The organism is Candidatus Moraniibacteriota bacterium (assembly GCA_035390125.1).
Lineage (GTDB): Bacteria > Patescibacteriota > Minisyncoccia > Moranbacterales > GWC2-37-73 > DAOOTD01.
On record DAOOTD010000001.1, the window covers coordinates 120,908 to 136,857 of the forward strand.

Annotated in this window: 20 protein-coding genes; 14 read left to right on the forward strand and 6 right to left on the reverse strand. The window is 36.9% G+C overall.

Annotated features, from left to right (window positions below; all coding sequences use genetic code 11):
* Positions 1-32 precede the first annotated feature (32 nt).
* Both PLR68_00590 and PLR68_00595 read left to right on the forward strand, forming a co-directional pair.
* A complete protein-coding gene (locus tag PLR68_00590) occupies positions 33-842 on the forward strand; it encodes a glycosyltransferase family 2 protein (GenBank protein HOW60240.1) in 810 nt (269 codons plus the stop codon).
* Between the two features lie 7 nt (positions 843-849).
* Positions 850-2,148 carry a S41 family peptidase gene (locus PLR68_00595; GenBank protein ID HOW60241.1) on the forward strand — a complete coding sequence of 433 codons (1,299 nt, stop codon included), beginning with the start codon at positions 850-852 and terminating at the stop codon, positions 2,146-2,148.
* Between the two features lie 85 nt (positions 2,149-2,233).
* Here the strand turns inward: PLR68_00595 and PLR68_00600 are convergent, their stop codons facing one another.
* The 5 genes from PLR68_00600 to PLR68_00620 all read right to left on the reverse strand — a co-directional run bounded on the left by PLR68_00600 (position 2,234) and on the right by PLR68_00620 (position 5,564).
* The gene (locus PLR68_00600) at positions 2,234-3,055 is read right to left on the reverse strand and encodes a rhodanese-like domain-containing protein (GenBank protein ID HOW60242.1); all 822 of its coding nucleotides are present in this window, start codon (positions 3,053-3,055) and stop codon (positions 2,234-2,236) included.
* 175 nt (positions 3,056-3,230) lie between these two features.
* Entirely contained in the window at positions 3,231-4,220 is a 990-nt protein-coding gene (gene fmt, locus PLR68_00605) for a methionyl-tRNA formyltransferase (protein ID HOW60243.1), read from the reverse strand.
* Positions 4,193-4,675, reverse strand: a complete 483-nt coding sequence (def, locus tag PLR68_00610) for a peptide deformylase (GenBank protein ID HOW60244.1) — start codon at positions 4,673-4,675, stop codon at positions 4,193-4,195. Before def ends, fmt begins: the two co-directional genes overlap by 28 nt.
* Before the next feature lie 114 nt (positions 4,676-4,789).
* The gene (locus tag PLR68_00615) at positions 4,790-5,191 is read right to left on the reverse strand and encodes a hypothetical protein (protein HOW60245.1); all 402 of its coding nucleotides are present in this window, start codon (positions 5,189-5,191) and stop codon (positions 4,790-4,792) included.
* Positions 5,192-5,291: 100 nt separating this feature from the next.
* Positions 5,292-5,564 carry a hypothetical protein gene (locus PLR68_00620; protein ID HOW60246.1) on the reverse strand — a complete coding sequence of 91 codons (273 nt, stop codon included), beginning with the start codon at positions 5,562-5,564 and terminating at the stop codon, positions 5,292-5,294.
* Between the two features lie 99 nt (positions 5,565-5,663).
* On the opposite strand from PLR68_00620, the gene PLR68_00625 reads away from it, so the two are divergent.
* Positions 5,664-5,948 carry a hypothetical protein gene (locus PLR68_00625; GenBank protein ID HOW60247.1) on the forward strand — a complete coding sequence of 95 codons (285 nt, stop codon included), beginning with the start codon at positions 5,664-5,666 and terminating at the stop codon, positions 5,946-5,948.
* Between the two features lie 149 nt (positions 5,949-6,097).
* Entirely contained in the window at positions 6,098-6,646 is a 549-nt protein-coding gene (locus PLR68_00630; GenBank protein HOW60248.1) for an isochorismatase family cysteine hydrolase, read from the forward strand.
* A gap of 159 nt (positions 6,647-6,805) precedes the next feature.
* Here the strand turns inward: PLR68_00630 and PLR68_00635 are convergent, their stop codons facing one another.
* Positions 6,806-8,059, reverse strand: a complete 1,254-nt coding sequence (locus tag PLR68_00635) for an insulinase family protein (GenBank protein ID HOW60249.1) — start codon at positions 8,057-8,059, stop codon at positions 6,806-6,808.
* A gap of 172 nt (positions 8,060-8,231) precedes the next feature.
* Between PLR68_00635 and PLR68_00640 the strand changes: the two genes are divergently transcribed.
* From PLR68_00640 to dcm, 10 genes are all read left to right on the forward strand, one after another.
* Positions 8,232-9,026, forward strand: coding sequence for an N-acetylmuramoyl-L-alanine amidase (locus PLR68_00640; protein ID HOW60250.1), 795 nt, complete (start codon positions 8,232-8,234; stop codon positions 9,024-9,026).
* 179 nt (positions 9,027-9,205) lie between these two features.
* Positions 9,206-9,514, forward strand: a complete 309-nt coding sequence (locus tag PLR68_00645; protein HOW60251.1) for a hypothetical protein — start codon at positions 9,206-9,208, stop codon at positions 9,512-9,514.
* Positions 9,515-9,657: 143 nt separating this feature from the next.
* Complete coding sequence (locus PLR68_00650) at positions 9,658-9,996, forward strand: hypothetical protein (protein ID HOW60252.1); 339 nt, start codon at positions 9,658-9,660, stop codon at positions 9,994-9,996.
* A gap of 116 nt (positions 9,997-10,112) precedes the next feature.
* Positions 10,113-11,318 (forward strand): DUF2157 domain-containing protein, encoded by a 1,206-nt coding sequence (locus PLR68_00655; protein ID HOW60253.1) that lies wholly within the window; start codon positions 10,113-10,115, stop codon positions 11,316-11,318.
* Positions 11,315-11,836 (forward strand): GDYXXLXY domain-containing protein, encoded by a 522-nt coding sequence (locus PLR68_00660; protein ID HOW60254.1) that lies wholly within the window; start codon positions 11,315-11,317, stop codon positions 11,834-11,836. Before PLR68_00655 ends, PLR68_00660 begins: the two co-directional genes overlap by 4 nt.
* A gap of 54 nt (positions 11,837-11,890) precedes the next feature.
* Positions 11,891-12,355, forward strand: coding sequence for a GNAT family N-acetyltransferase (locus PLR68_00665; protein ID HOW60255.1), 465 nt, complete (start codon positions 11,891-11,893; stop codon positions 12,353-12,355).
* A 132-nt stretch (positions 12,356-12,487) separates the two neighbouring features.
* On the forward strand, positions 12,488-13,111 hold the full coding sequence (locus PLR68_00670) for an HAD family hydrolase (protein ID HOW60256.1): 624 nt from the start codon (positions 12,488-12,490) through the stop codon (positions 13,109-13,111).
* A 112-nt stretch (positions 13,112-13,223) separates the two neighbouring features.
* Positions 13,224-13,784 carry a GNAT family N-acetyltransferase gene (locus PLR68_00675; protein HOW60257.1) on the forward strand — a complete coding sequence of 187 codons (561 nt, stop codon included), beginning with the start codon at positions 13,224-13,226 and terminating at the stop codon, positions 13,782-13,784.
* 59 nt (positions 13,785-13,843) lie between these two features.
* The gene (locus PLR68_00680) at positions 13,844-14,548 is read left to right on the forward strand and encodes an Eco47II family restriction endonuclease (protein HOW60258.1); all 705 of its coding nucleotides are present in this window, start codon (positions 13,844-13,846) and stop codon (positions 14,546-14,548) included.
* Positions 14,549-14,628: 80 nt separating this feature from the next.
* Positions 14,629-15,870 (forward strand): DNA (cytosine-5-)-methyltransferase, encoded by a 1,242-nt coding sequence (dcm, locus tag PLR68_00685; protein HOW60259.1) that lies wholly within the window; start codon positions 14,629-14,631, stop codon positions 15,868-15,870.
* Positions 15,871-15,950: the final 80 nt, after the last annotated feature.

Here is a 15,950-nt window from a genome sequence, read left to right on the forward strand (position 1 = left end):
AAACCTAAAATTTCCTGTTAATTCTTTCCTGCATGGAGCTTTCTATTATAGTTACTAACTATGGCAATCCAGAGCTTTTGAGATTATGTCTGGATTCAATTAAGAAATGCGTAACTGGCGTTACGTATGAATTGATTGTTGCTGAAAGTGAAACGAAAGAAAACACAGAAATGATGATGCGTGAGGACTTTCCAGATGTTAAGTTTTTTCCCGACAAAAAAAATATAGGTTTTATGGCTTGCGTCAAAAAGGGAATTGAATACAGCAGTGGTGAATATATATTGATCCTGAATGGTGACATCGTGGTCGGATCAGATGCCGTCCAAAAAATGCTAGATTTTTTAAAAAGTGATTCCTTAATCGGAATGGTCGGACCAAAACTGCTGAACTTCAATGGTACGCTTCAGATTTCTTGTTCACGTTTTTACAAGCCTATCACGATAATATACAGGAGAAGTTTTTTGGGGCGTTTTTCCTTTGCAAAAAAACATCTGGACTGGTTTCAAATGAAAGATTATGACCATAAATCTCCTAAAGAAGTTGATTGGCTAATGGGCAGTGCCATTATGATTTCCCGCGAGGCAATTGAAAAAGTAGGCCTGATGGATCCGCGTTATTTCATGTATTTTGAAGATGTTGATTGGTGCCGCAGATTTTGGGAGAATGGTTATAAAGTTATTTATTATCCATTAGCATTAATGCATCACTATCATGGCAGAAGCAGCGCAAAAGGCGGAATCATAAAGGCTCTTCTGATCAATAAATATGCCTGGATTCATATTTTCAGTGCCATAAAATATTTTAAAAAATTTTGGGGGAAGCCTCTGCCTAAACATAATTGAATTTTTTATGCAGGAAATTGATAACAATAAAATAAAGGAAAATTTTCCGGAAGAATATCAGCAGCACAGAAAAAAAATGATGCGAAGTTATTTACAACTGGGCATTTTGGTTTTGTTTTGCACTGTTTTTTTCTGGATAGGATTCAATAGGGGAAAAATAAGCCAAAACGAAGATATTCCACTGCAGCTTCAGAAAACGGTTTTTACCAATAAGGAAAAAAGTAACAACAATACCATTGATTTCTCTCTTTTTTGGAAAGTATGGGATTTGTTGAAAGATAAATATGTTGACGTGAAAAGCTTGGATGCAAATAATTTATATTACGGAGCCATTAAGGGAATGATGGAAGCTACTAATGATCCGTATACGACATTTTTTACTGCTGAGGAAAACAAAAGGTTCAATGAAGATATTACCGGAAATTTTGAAGGCATAGGTGCGGAACTTGGAATTAAAAATGGCATACTTACAATCATTGCACCACTCCAGGGAACTCCGTCAGAAAAGGCTGGGCTTCGCAGCGGAGACAAAATAATAAAAATTGACGACAAAAATTCTGCGGACATGATGATTGAGGAAGCAGTGAATAGCATACGTGGTCCGAAAGGCTCATCAGTAAAGCTTACAATTTTTCGTGAAGGAGAAAATGATACCCGGGATGTAACAGTGGAGAGAGATGTTATAAACGTAAAAAGCGTATCGATTGACTGGAAGGAAAACAATATTGCTTACATAGAAATAACACGTTTCGGAGATGATACGCTAAGCGGCTTTGCTTCTGCTATTCTGCAAGTCAGGACCAGGAAAGCTAGCGGGCTTATCATAGACCTCAGAAACAATCCTGGCGGATATTTGGATACTTCCATAGATCTGGCCAGTATGCTTTTGCCAAAAGGCAAGATTGTAGTTATAGAGGAAACCAGGGATAAAAATCAGAAAAATATGTATACAAGCGGGGGAGATATGGCCAGCGGAATTGAAACAGTGGTGCTGATAAATGAAGGTAGTGCCAGCGCTTCCGAAATTCTAGCTGGGGCACTAAGAGACAATCGTGACAATGTTACAATATTGGGCAAAAAATCATTCGGCAAGGGATCAGTGCAAGAATTTATTGAATTGCCTCAAAATAATGCGGTAAAAATAACTGTTGGACGCTGGCTGACTCCAAAAGGAGTGCAGATCAACGAGCATGGGATAATGCCTGATAAAGAAGTTAATCTCACTAATGATGATTACAACAATAACAGAGACCCTCAACTAGAGGCAGCGATAACAACATTAAAAGAAAAATTAAACCTTAAATAAAATAACCATCATTTAAATAGACAGTGATTTTTAAAAAAGTGCTGCTTCATAGGCAGCACTTTCTTTGTTCTAAATTTAAAAAGATTTATTTAGTTATAGGGTATCCTTTTTCTTCCCATTTCGGCATTGCACCTTTCAGGACAAAAGGAGAAACCAAAAGCATGTCATACATCTTTACGGATGATTGAAATTCATGAAGTTCGCTTATTCCGACAACCACAACCCTTTTCTCTTTAATTTCCCGGCGTCTTTTTTCCAGATCATCAGAGGGGATGTTTATTGCTCCGGGAATATGCCCTTTAGAATATTCCTCAGCCGTCCTTACATCGATAATGAACATAGGAACATTCTGCTTGAGAGCCTCATTTAATTTTTCTGGCTCAACATAATAAACCTTAGATTGATCTACGAATGAGGTCGGGTCGCCGTAGGTTACTGTTGTTCCTCCGGTCTGTTTCCATAAAAGCATACCTCCAAGTAAAACCAAATAATCTTTGAAATTTTCTTTTTTCAGTTCGTCAACCGTCTTTTTGATGTTTTCGTCATTTTCTTCGGCACCGATGACAATAACCTGCTTGTGCAAATCAATTTTTGAATTCAAAGGAAACTCATCGGGAGTGATGTTTATGGAATCTACGATATGCTCCCTGGCATAAGAATCAAAAGATCTTACGTCGAGCAATACAAGGGGAGTATCTTCTTTAGAGAGAAGCATTTTTTTGTTCAAGTCTTTGACATTAATTGTCGGATAGTCAGGTTTGGAATAGCTTTGTCCGCTTAAATTCAAATCATTTGAAGAGTCTTTGTTTTCAAATAAATTGCTGCGGAACAAAGTAATAAGTATGACAATAAGAATCAGAAAGAAACCTAAAGTTATGACAATTTTTTCTTTTTTTTCGTTGATCATAGAAAAACATTAAAAATCACTGTGTATATTATAGCACATAAATTTTACCCCCACACCAATTCGGCACAGTGCCATAAGCACAAAAAATATCCCTATCAGTTATTTATTTAAAAAAATTAACGCAATACATTTTAATAAAATTCATCTGCTAAAGTACCAGATTGGTGTGGGGGTTTTATTGAAGTATGCTTCCTATAAAACCGGGTTTTCCATTTGCAAATTCCTGGGTCTTCATCTTTTTCTTTCCTTCCTGCTGGATTTCTTTGATAAGAATAATTCCGCTGGCAGCCTGTACAGCGATATCGTTGCCAATTCTGAAAACTTCTCCCTCCCTGTATTTTTCCAAAGCATTCTTTTCCTGAAGAGAAATGGAGATTAGTTTTATGCGGACAGTTTTTGAATCAGTTTTCCAATAAGAAAAAATTCCTGGCCAGGGAGTAAGCGCGCGATAACGGTTATAAATAGATTTGGCATTCCCATTCCAATTTACATGTCCATCTTCGCGTTCAATGAGTTGACAGGAAGTTGCATTTTTGTTGTCCTGAGGCTGCTGTTTGATTTTTCCTTTTGTCCACTGAGGAATTGTTTTCAGAAGCAAATCCGATCCTAAAAGCGAAAATTTTTCCATTAAAGTTTTTGTGTTGTCGTCAGGAGATATGGCTATTTTTTCCTGTGCCAGGATGTCTCCGGTATCAACTCCCTTATCCATCAGCATGATAGTAACGCCCGTTTCTGTTTCTCCGTTAATGAGGGAGTTCTGAACAGGCGAAGGTCCACGATATTTTGGAAGCAGAGAAGCATGCACATTTATAAAACCAAACTTGGGTATGTCCAAAGCTGACTCAGGAATAATTTTTCCATAAGCGGCAACAACCGTCATTTCCGGATTCAATTCTCTAAGTTTCCTTATTGCTTCATCATTAAATTTATCTGGCTGAAAAACAGGAATCTTATGGATTTCTGCCAATTTTTTTACAAGAGGAGAAGCTTCTTCATGCTGGCGTCCGACTTTAGTGTCAGGTTTAGTGAAGACGCCAATAACATGATATTTTTTTATCAGAGATTCAAGTATGGCAGCCGATAATTCAGAAGTTCCCATAAAAACCACTGAAAGATTTGCTTCTTTTGAATGTGGTTTTACTTTGTCTCCTTTTTTATTGGGCATTTTTTTGAAGATTTTTTAATCCTGTTTATAAAAACTATTCCGTCAAGATGATCTATTTCGTGCTGGAAAGCTCTCGCCAGCAAGCCGCGGGCTTTTATTTTTTTAGACTTTCCGCTCTCATCATCATATCTGACCTGAACTTCATGAAATCGCGCAACGGGATAAAACTCTCCCGGAAAGCTCAAGCATCCTTCCTCGCAAGTTTCCTTATTTTTTGATTTAGCTGTGATTTTTGGATTGATAAGCACATAGCGCGTGCCTTCCAGTTCGATTATGCACAAACGCAAACCTATTCCAACCTGCGGAGCTGCCAGTCCGATCCCGTTATTGTTGGAATGCAATGTTTCCGTCATGTCAAAAATGAGCCTTTGGATTTTTTCGTCCATAGGGTCCTTTATTTTTTCCGCTTTTTTCAGCAAAATAGGATCCGGATATTTTTTGATTTCTAAATTCATAATTGTTTTAATATTATCATAAATAAACGATTTTTGTACATAGTTATGCCTATTTTGAGATAAAAAATCCTCATGCGATATGATTTACCGCATGAGGATTGAAAAACAACAACACTACTTTTTTTTGGGCAGAAAAAGTGACTCCGGCGCTTTGGTGATCATGCAATTTGAACTGCCATCGCCAGTTTTGATGCCTGAATACTTTCCGACCCATAAATTACCTTTGCGCTTGAAAGAATAATCAATCAGATCATCCCGGTGTTCGTATTTCTTTGTAAAAGATAATTTATCTTTGGAGAGGACTACTTTATCAAGAGTAGATTCTCCATAATGATCTGACATTCCTCCGATTAAATTTCCTTTAGGGCCAGGAAAAAACATACCAGCGAACATAAATGGGAATATGCCTTCCCGGACAACGATACACATTTGATCTGAAAAATCATTTTTAAATGAAAAACTGCAATCAAATGAAAAAAATAAACCCTGAATAAGATATAACTTTATCTTTTCCATATTTACCTCCCGTTTGTTGTATTATTTAAGAACATTTAATGCTCAAATTAGCATTGGATCAGCATAACAAAAACAATAAAATAGTCAATTTTTATCTAAGCTATTTTTTTAATTTCTCATTTATAACCTTGAAGAAATAGCGCCATTTTTCACCTGTCTTGCAGAGTTCTTTGGTGTCACTCATGGCTTTTTCTACAATTGTTTTTTTGTATTTTTTGCATATCTGAAAAACAGAACTCCGCTTGTTGCCGGGGATGCCTAGTTCCTTGATAACTCTTAGAGCCAGGTCCTGCCACTCAAAAGCTGGCGGCTTTTTGGCTGCTCTCTTGTTCATTAATTCGGAAAAAGATTGAAAACTGTTTTTTGATGGCATGCTTTAATTGTACCAGCATTCGCTTCTTTTTCAAAAGAGGATTGGCATTGACATTTTCTCAAAAATATGCCATCTTAAGGTGTTGTTTAAAGATGCCGCTTGGGGAAAGGAGGCGATGGAACAGTGGCAAAAGGATTTGCAATAAAAAATTCTGAAGGAAAATTCCTGAAGAAAAACGGGGAGTGGGAGGAAGTCACTGTTTATGACGCCTACGTATTTCCCGGAAGCCTGGGAGACATCGGCGGCTTTATAGCAGTGAACGGGCTGGATATAGATTGCGAGATTTATTTCATAATGAAAGGAAAAGAAACTATTATCCAGCGGATGAAAAAAATAGGTCCCGAAACATACAAATTTCTTCCCTTGGAAGAAAAACAAACCTAAAAACTGCCGGTCGGAAAAAATTTTTAACGGCAGTTTTTTTATTGACAAATCCGGGGCGACGTGCTATCATTGACCGTTGTTCTTTGATGAAAATCAGGGAGAAAATATTGGACAAAAACAAACAGGCATTGTTTTCTAGGAGGTAGAAAATGGAAGTTGTTGGCAGTCCCAGACGGAAGGGCAGAGAAAAGGCGTTTAATCTTTTGGAAGAAAATATCGCTGTCATGTTGGTTGATATGCAGGAGGATTTTGTTAAGCATTTGAGAAGAGGAGAAGCTGACCGTATAATTCCCAACCAGCTGGCAATCCTCAAGCGGTGCCGCGAACTCAGCATCCCGGTAGTTGTCCTGGAATTGAGAGTCAAGGAATTCGGGAAGACCATCAAAATCCTCATGGATGAAATTTCCAAAAATCCATCCAAATGGGTAATCGAAAAGGATTTCGACGATGGCTTTTACCTGACAAACCTTGATTCATCCCTGAAATATTTAAATATTAAAAAAATATTTATAATGGGGATAAACGCGGATTTTTGCGTAAGGGATACTGCCAGGACTGCGATCAAGCTGGGGTACAAAATAGTAACCAGTGGGCATGTCATTGCGGGCCAACCAGATCACAGCAAAAACAACAGCATCATCTGGTTCGCGAACAATGGCAGTTGCGTCAGCAACATCGCCAGGTTTGTGGGAAAATAACCTAATATTTTTTATCCGCCTCGTAACTCATAGCCGGCCCGTAAAACATAAGCCGGCTTTTTTTGTGGCTTGAATGATTTAAAATTTTTAAAAATAAAATATTTATAATAAAAAAACACCCGGACGCGGTATAATGTTATACCGGCCGGGCGTTGTCCTTTACGGATAAGCAATGACCGTTAATCGCTTATCTGGTGCCAGAAATGAAAGAACTTCTTCGACATCATTCGTGCTGATTTTTTTCCTTTCCCTGATCGTTTCACTCATCGGAATAATCCGTGAAAAATGGCCGATGTCACTCATTGAGTTTTGGCAAATTTTCGAATATGAACTATCAATGAGCAGCGGATCATTGATAGCTAATTCCTTCACCTGTTTGAACAATTTTTTGTTGCCGGGAGTCTTTTTGATGCATGAGTCAACCAATTTTTCTATATGGGGCAGAAAGTCTGTTTTCAAGGGAATCTCTATTTCAAACTTGTACAAATCCTGAAAACTATCATAACCAGTGCCTATTTCATACGACCACCCTCTTTTCTCACGAATTTCCTGAAAAAGCATTTTTCCAAGAAGATTTTTGAAAAAGTGCATCTTTTCCAAGCTTATTCCTCCGGGCAAAGCCACATAGGATTTGTAGGTTCCGTGCTGCATAGCGTTTTCCTTGCCGAACAACATCGACATTTTGATATCAAACCTTGTCATGGCTGAGTAATCAGGAACGCACGGTTCCGGTGAAAAATTTCTTCGGCCCGGCTTTGACTGACCAAAGGGGCTCTTCATTAAAAAATCGGCAATAACTTGCGGAGGCATTTTTCCAATAGCCACAAGGCTCATATTGGCCGGAACATAGAAACGATCGAAAAATCTTTGCAGATTTTTTTTAGTTATGTTCCTGATTCCATCAAGATCTCCGAGCGGTCTCAGGAAATTGGCCAGGCGATGATTGGGGAAAACACATTTTTGCACAAAAAGATCAATGTCGCGCAGAGCCTCATAAGGATGGCAGAGATAATATTCTTGAATAATAATATCTCTTTCCAACTCAATGTTTTTCGAAAGCTTCGCGTTAAGCAGCATTTCTCCGAAAATTTGCAAAGTCTCGCGTATTCTTTTGGGAACAGCCTGGCATTTGCATGTATAATATGTTTTCAGATAATCAGTACTGCCTAGATCGGCAAAACCTCCTTGTTTTTGAAAATGTAATTCAATTTCTTCTTTTTTCCAACCGGAAACATTTTCACTGACGCAGTGCTCGACAAAATGAGCAATACCGCTTTTTTCGAAAATGTCCTCACGGGCGCCGGCATGGATTATGAAGCCAAAAATTTCGAAATCCCTGTCTACCTGTGAAGCAAACAGACTTAATCCATTCGGCAAAATTATTTTCTCGAAATTGCTATATGGATCCCACATTGCTTTTTATCTCCCTCCTTTAATTTTATAAGAACTTCTTATTTTTGTTTTAACAAAGCACTATAGCACAAAATTGAGTTGTAGTCAATACTGCCCAATTGGTTATTGACACGGGATTAATTCCATGCTATCCTGTAAGGCTGTATTTTATAAATTTAAAGGAGGTGAAAAATTGAGAAAAATTACGTGTAGTTTGTTGCTTTCCCTTATGGTTCTTTTTGCGTATGCCAATCCAGTTTTAGCCAGCAATGAACTGGCCGGAATGGTAGTCGTGATTGATCCGGGACATGGGGGGCAAGATCCGGGTGCGCTTGGTTTTTTTAACAAAGATGGAAAAAAACATCGAATAACCGAAAGCGCTTATTGCTACGATGTAGCTTTACGTCTGGAAAAGATCCTGAAGAAGAAAGGGGCCTTAGTAATCAAAACAACCAGGAATGGTTCTTGGTCTAGTCCGATTGCTAATAAGCCGAACGAGGTTATACGCGAAAATGGGAGGGCAGTTTTTACTTGGGACAATACACTAGTCAAAGCTGGTCCTAATGGTCTTTACCACAGAGTCGCAGTTGCCAATAATGCGCTCAGAAAATTTGGTATGCGCCGGGTAGTATTTATTTCTGTGCATTTTGATGTTTTAGGGCAAAAAACGTTGGAATCGGCGCGGATAATAACTGGAAAGAGTGCCAATGATCTAAGTAGTTTGTTGGAGGATGAACTGGAAAATGAGCGCCGGGTTAGCAATATCGGAAAACCCGTCGTGAAAAATGGCGATAAGGCACATGGAATAAAGCGTATTTATGTTCTTGGAGATACTAATCGCATAAAACAGAAAGTTTTAATTGAATTAGGAAATTTCAAGAATGAAAAGGATCTTTGGCGGATCCGCGACTACAAAGTTCGTGAGAACTATGCCCAAATTGTGGTTCGGGCGTTGATCCGGCTCAATGCTCAACCTATAAGGCGTTAGTCATAGCGCCTTTGCAATTAAGGCTTAGGGGGTTTCTTGAATAAGAGGCTCCCTTTTTTTGTGGCTTGAATATAAATAAAGATAGGGATAAAATAAAAGCAAGAAAGAGGAGCAAGGGAAGTTCTTTCAATAGTTGTTTCAAATCATAAGGGAGGAACTTTATTTTTCAGGAGGCATGAATGAAAAAGAAAAAAGATTATTATGATTATGATAATAATGAAAATGCAAACGGAAGAAGAACAACCAAGCATCATATTATCCCACGTTCCAGAGGAGGAGGAGAAAGGAGGAATAATACAGTAAAACTTCCCGAAAGATACCACATAGCTTGGCATACGTTTTTTGGAAATCTTACTCCCAAGGAAGCTATTCATTACATGCGAATCATTTTTTCAAAAAATGGTAAAAAGCATGGAAAATGGACGATGGAAGATCTTTATGAACTTCAGCTCAGTATCCAAAAGAAGAATGACAAATTCAGGAGATGATCTCCAAAAGAGGCTATCACAAAAGTGATAGCCTCGTCTTTTTAATGCGCACAGAAGTCAGGTTTTTAGAATTGACAATCTGTCTCTGATGCAATATATTGTATTTTGAAACAAAAAGCATTTGATTATAAGGAGGAAGAAAAATGAAGCGATATAGAATGCCAAGAGTTACAAGAAGGTTTGAGGTGACGTCAACGGAATTAATAACAATTCCGAACACAAGAAAAGAAGAGCTGATAGTTAATGTCATGATTGATGGGGGAGAAGTGCCGATATCAGCTGATAAGCAGTTCCGGAAAAAGTTTCAAAGACCAGGCAAAAAATATGCCACGCTCAATACGACGCGGTTGCAGACAATCGGGGAAACCAGGCCGAGGGAAATTGAGGTGGAATATACCGGACACATGGATTGCCCTTTCCGCTTTTTGGGCAGAGAAATAGATGCCTGGTTTGAAAGAGTAAAACAGGCGATGAAAAAGTGAATGAAAAACGCAACTGCGTGTGGGGACTTCTTGAATAAGGAGTCCCTGTTTTTTTGTGGCTTGAAGAAGAGGGGGAAGGGGAGTAAAATAAAAACATAAATCTAAAAATCAAAAATATGAAAATGGAAGACCAAATCAACAGGTGGCTTGAATCTGGAATCATAACACAGGAGCAAGCCCAGCAGATGTTCTATGATGTAAGTCAGGACAATAAAGAGGAGCGCTCCAATAAATTTATCGTTGCTGTTTCCACAATCGGATCAGTGTTGCTTGGCATCGGGGCAATTCTTTTTGTTGCTTCAAATTGGAGTGTCATCAATGATTTTTTTAAAATTTTAATTTTAGTGGGCAGTACCTTGGGGACATATTACTTGGGATATTTGTTTAAATATGATAAACAAAATTTGCCAAAAGTTGGAGCAGCCTTATTTTTTCTCGGGGCACTTCTTTTTGGAGCAAGCATATTTTTGATTGCACAGATGTATAATATTAATGCAAACAACCATGTTTTACTTTTGATATGGCTAATAGGCGTGCTTCCGCTAGTGTATGCTTTTAACTCGGAATCAATTGCCGCACTATCAGCAATGCTCCTCCTGACTTGGATCGGATTTTTTATTTTTAGAAATGGCGATCCAAGCACATTCATGTTTCATTCACTGCCTGTCATTTATTTAACATCAGGCGCATTGCTCCTCAGTCTTGGGGGATTGCACTATTTCAAGCCAGACTTGCAGAAAGTGGCAAGAGTCTTTAGGTTGGCAGGTCTCGAGGTGGCCATGATTTCGCTTTTTCTTCTAACTTTTGAATTTTTTTCCAAAGAATATAAAGAACATATTCATGCATATTCAGCGGGAGCCGGAGATATGTCCACTCAATTGGCTATAGGCGTTGTCCTATTTTCAGTGTTGGCAATCATAGGCCTTGTGGTGAATTTATTTTTTAATCCTTCTGAATCAGAAACCAACGAGCTTGAAAGCTATGTGTCACTAGGGCTGGTCGGGTTTACATTGTTTTTCTTTTTCTTTCCATCCGAGTCAATCATATATACCTTGATATATAATTTAATTTTTGGCTTACTGGCATTGTTCTTCATTTTCATCGGTTACAATAAATCAGATATTAAAATTGTTAATGTCGGAATTTTTTGGATGTCTGTTTTTATCTTCGCGAAATATTTTGATTTTTTCTGGGATTTATTGGACAGATCGATATTCTTTATAATCGGAGGACTAATTTTAGTGTTGGGCGGAATAGCGCTTGAAAAAAAGAGGAAACAGCTCAAAGAAAGTTTTGTCCAAATTAACCAGGAAAGCTTATGAATAAAAAAAACATTTTTTTGATAATCGGTGTTTTCTGGATAGTGCTGATTGCCGGATTCATAGGCATTAAGGAGTTTACCTTAAGAACAGGAACTGAAGTGTTGCTGAAAACGCTGCCTGTTGACCCAAGAGATTTATTCAGGGGTGATTATGTCGTTTTACGATATGAAGTCAGCACAATAAATGAAAATACGTTTTTGCCTAATGCTTCAGCTTTTAAAGTTGGTGACAGTGTCTATGTGCTGCTGGATATTGGTAGCGATAAGATTGCAAAAGCTAAGAGCATAAGCAAACAAATCCCAGAAGACAGCTATTTTATGAAAGGTACGGTCAAGAACGTTTTTGGAAACAAACTGAACATAGAATATGGTATTGAAAGCTATTTCGTGCCAGAGGGTAAGGGCAGAGAAATAGAAAAGAATATAGGCAATATTTACGCTAAAATAGCAATTGATAAATTTGGAAACGCTGTAATAAAATCGTTGGTTTTAGACGGAAAAGAAATAGACTTAAATTAGTGCCTTGTTTAAAGTAGAATAAAAGTATTAAGTAACATCTTCAGTAACAAAATTATGAAGATAAGAAAAGCTAATAAAAAGGATATCGAAAAGCTGGTGGAAATGAATGCACGCTTGTTTGATTATCATGCCAAACTTGATAAATATTACCGCTTGGGCAAAGAAACTAAAAAAGACTACAAAAAACATCTAAAAAATGTCATCTCAACAAGAAAATACCGGATACTTATTGCTGAAGAAAATGAAAAGCCAGTCGGTTTTCTGGCAGGCCGGATCGACAAGCCTCGCTCTTACGCTAAACCGAAAAAGATAGGAATGATAAGTTCGGCTTTTATTCTTCCGAAATATCGCCGGATGGGGATTGGCAAATTGATGTTTGAGGATTTTTTAAAGTGGTGTCAGGATAAAAAAATTAAAAACATCGAGCTTTCGGTAGACTATCGAAATCAAATTGGCGGAAGCGCGTGGAAAAAGTTTGGTTTTAAGGATTTTATGAAAAGAATGAGACTGGATTTATAGAAAAATAACACCTAGCCCCGGCATTTGTCGGGGTTTTTCTTTACAAAAAGTTCATAGTTTGTTATATAGAAGTAACGTTCAGTCGAACGTGTTTTTTAAAAAAAATAGCAATAGCAATGAGGAGGAATTCGTATGCTTGTAATTTTTGATTGTGACGGAGTATTGCGGTCAGTGTCATGGGGAGCTCTTTATGAGGCTTATCTGGAAATTTGTAAATTTATCAACAAAAATCCGAGTGATTTTTTTCAGGACTTTGAGGATTTCAGGAAATGGCTCAATTCTGACTGGCAGGAAAACCTGGAGCGCATGGGCATTTGTCGGGGAAGTGATACTTCGGAAATAAACAAACTTTTTCACAGAGTCTATGATTCTCAAATACACCTGTTTCCCTGGGTGGGAAATGTGCTGGGAACTCTTTCTGCCAAACATCAGTTGGCCGTTCTTTCCGGCAGTTCTGCAAACAGTGTGTCTAAATCTCTAAACGGCAATGCCCATTTTTTTAAGATGATCATAGGTCATGAACACGTAAAGAATGTCAAACCGCACCCCGAAGGAGTTCATCTGATCACAGAAGCTTTTCAGGCTGATCCTTCCAAAACGATTATTATAGGTGATTCAGATGCGGACATCTTGGCTGGCAAAAATGCCGGTATCAGGACTGCTGGAGTAACCTGGGGCATAACTCCTCCTGAAAAAATGAAATCTTGTGATCCGGATTTTCTATTCGAGCACCACAAGGAATTGCTGTTAATTTAAGTTTTTAAAAAATGTTTTCCAAACCCTTGGATCTCCGCAGATTTCCAAGGGTTTTTTCTTTTTGCCAAAGGTAATTTTTGGGAGTAAAATTAAATTGTTAAGTAACAAAATTATGGATTTTGAAAAATTAAAAGAAAGTAAGCGACCAATAGAAAACCTACTTAATGTTGAAGTTGAAACCGAACGGCTTAAATTAAAACCAGTGTCTTTGGAATATAAAGATATGATTTTTTCAGCATTTACTGATGAAGTAACAAAATTCATGTTTCCTTCAACGCCGAAGCAAATAGAAGATACTGAAAAATTTATCAAAGATTCAATAGATGAAATGGAAAAGGGTATAAATTTCTTAATAAGCATTTTCAATAAAGAGACAAATGAATTTTTAGGCGGGGGAGGAATTCATGATTTGAATACAAAAACTCCTGGATTGGGGATTTGGATAAAAAAATCAGCTCATGGAAACAAATATGGAAGAGAGGCGATTACGGGACTTAAGGAGTGGGCTGATAAAAATTTAGACTACGAATATCTGTTGTATCCTGTTGTGAAAGAAAACATTGCCAGCAGAAAAATCCCAGAATCACTGGGCGGAAAAGTAGTAAGAGAATTTATAAAGAAAAAACAAAATGGAGAAGATATGGAATTGGTAGAATATAGAATTTATAAGTAACATTAAAAAACGGGTGATTATAAAAGTAAAAAATAAATTATTTAATTTGATATAAATTTATGGCCAAGAAGCAACTGTTACCATTTATAAAAAACGAAGACTTATATAAACATGTAAAAATGGTTTTAAATGTTGCAAAAAACGCAACAAATAATGCTGAAAAAAAAATTTATAGTAATGTCATAGATCCATTCTCTGCATTATTTGATGCATCAAATCAAAACATATCATTATCTGAATGGATAAAACAAGAAAAATCGAGACAAACACAGAAAACACTCCAAAATGCTATAGGTGAATTTCATCAAAATATATTGGGGTCAATGTCTGGATGGGAAAATTTAAAAACTGGTTCAGTTTCAGATCTTTCTAATAAAAATAAAAAAATAATTGCCGAAGTAAAAAATAAATATAATACAACGAAAGGTAATCACAAGACGGCAATTTATGATGACTTCAAAAAATTACTTAAAAAAGATTACAAAGGATACGAAGCGTATTACGTAGAGATTATACCTAAAGGACGAAATGTTTATAATAAGCCTTTTACACCTCCAGATAATCGAACGGGGAAAAGAAGACCAAAAAATATAAAAATCAAAATAATTGATGGTAAAACTTTCTATGATTTAGCTAGCGGCTATCCTGAATCTCTAAAGCAATTATATTTAGCTCTTCCAACTGCAATTAGTAATGTATTGGGAAAAAAGGTAAATAAAGTAAAATCTAATGAATTCGTAGCTCTTTTCAAAAAAGCTTACTAAGAAACTATAAATTAATAACCCTTGCATAATGCAAGGGTTATTTGTTATAATAGAACTATAACAAATAATGAAAACAAAAAATGGATCAAACAATGACAATTTCTGATGCAGCTATTCAATTGGGTGTTTCAGCAGACACAATAAGACGATGGGACAAAAAAGGTCTCATTAAGGCTGATCGTTCAGACTTAAATTATCGCCTATTTAATATCGAAGAAATAAAGCGCATTTACAATAAGGTTTCAGGGACTTTTACTGCGAATAATTATAAAATACTTAAAGATAATAAAAAAACTAAATATACAACGATAGAACTTTTTGCAGGAACTGGTGGTACTGCTATTGGTTTTGAAAATGCAGGATTAAATCATGTATTGCTTAATGAATGGGATAAAGATGCAGTCGAAACTCTTAAAATCAATAAACCAAAATGGAATGTAATTGGTGGTGATATTGCGAACGTAGATTTTAAAGGAATTAAAGCGGACATAGTTCAGGGAGGGTTCCCTTGTCAAACATTTAGTTATGCTGGGAAAAAAATGGGTTTTGAAGACACAAGAGGAACGATGTTTTTTGAGTTTGCGCGATGCGTGAAAGAAGTTAAACCAAAAATTGCAGTTGGTGAAAATGTAAGAGGATTGCTCAGGCATGATAATGGTAAGACACTTAGTACGATGGTAAAAATAATGAAGGATCTTGGATATAAAGTGCAATACAGAGTTGTTCGATCACAATATTTAGATGTTCCTCAAAAAAGAGAGCGACTTATTATTATTGCCATTAGAAATGATTTGAAAATTCCGTTTATTTTTCCAAAAGAAAAAGATTACACAATTTCAATAAAAGAAGCCTTAAAAAATTGTCCGAAATCAGCAGGGCAAGAATATCCAGAAAAAAAGAAAAAAATACTGTCTCTTATTCCGCCCGGAGGATATTGGAGAGATTTACCCGTAAAATTACAGAAGGAATATATGGGAGCAAGTTTTTATATGGGAGGTGGAAAAACTGGTATGGCGAGAAGATTATCATGGGATGAACCAAGTCTAACACTTACTTGTAGCCCAGCACAAAAACAAACAGAAAGATGCCATCCTAAAGAAACACGTCCATTGACTGTTAGAGAATATGCGCGCATACAAACTTTTCCAGATAGCTGGAAATTTCAAGGATCAACTTCCTCACAATATAAACAAATAGGAAATGCGGTTCCATGCAATCTCGGTTATCATATAGGAAAATGTTTAATTGCGATGCTTGAAAATAAACCAGATTTAAAAACAATGGAAATTGTTTATCCAAGTAGTCAGAAGAGTTTATTTTAATACCCAATTGAAGCAAAAAGAGGCTGATTTGTGCTGTGGATAAATAGTGATGTATCAACACTTTACAAATTTTACAGATG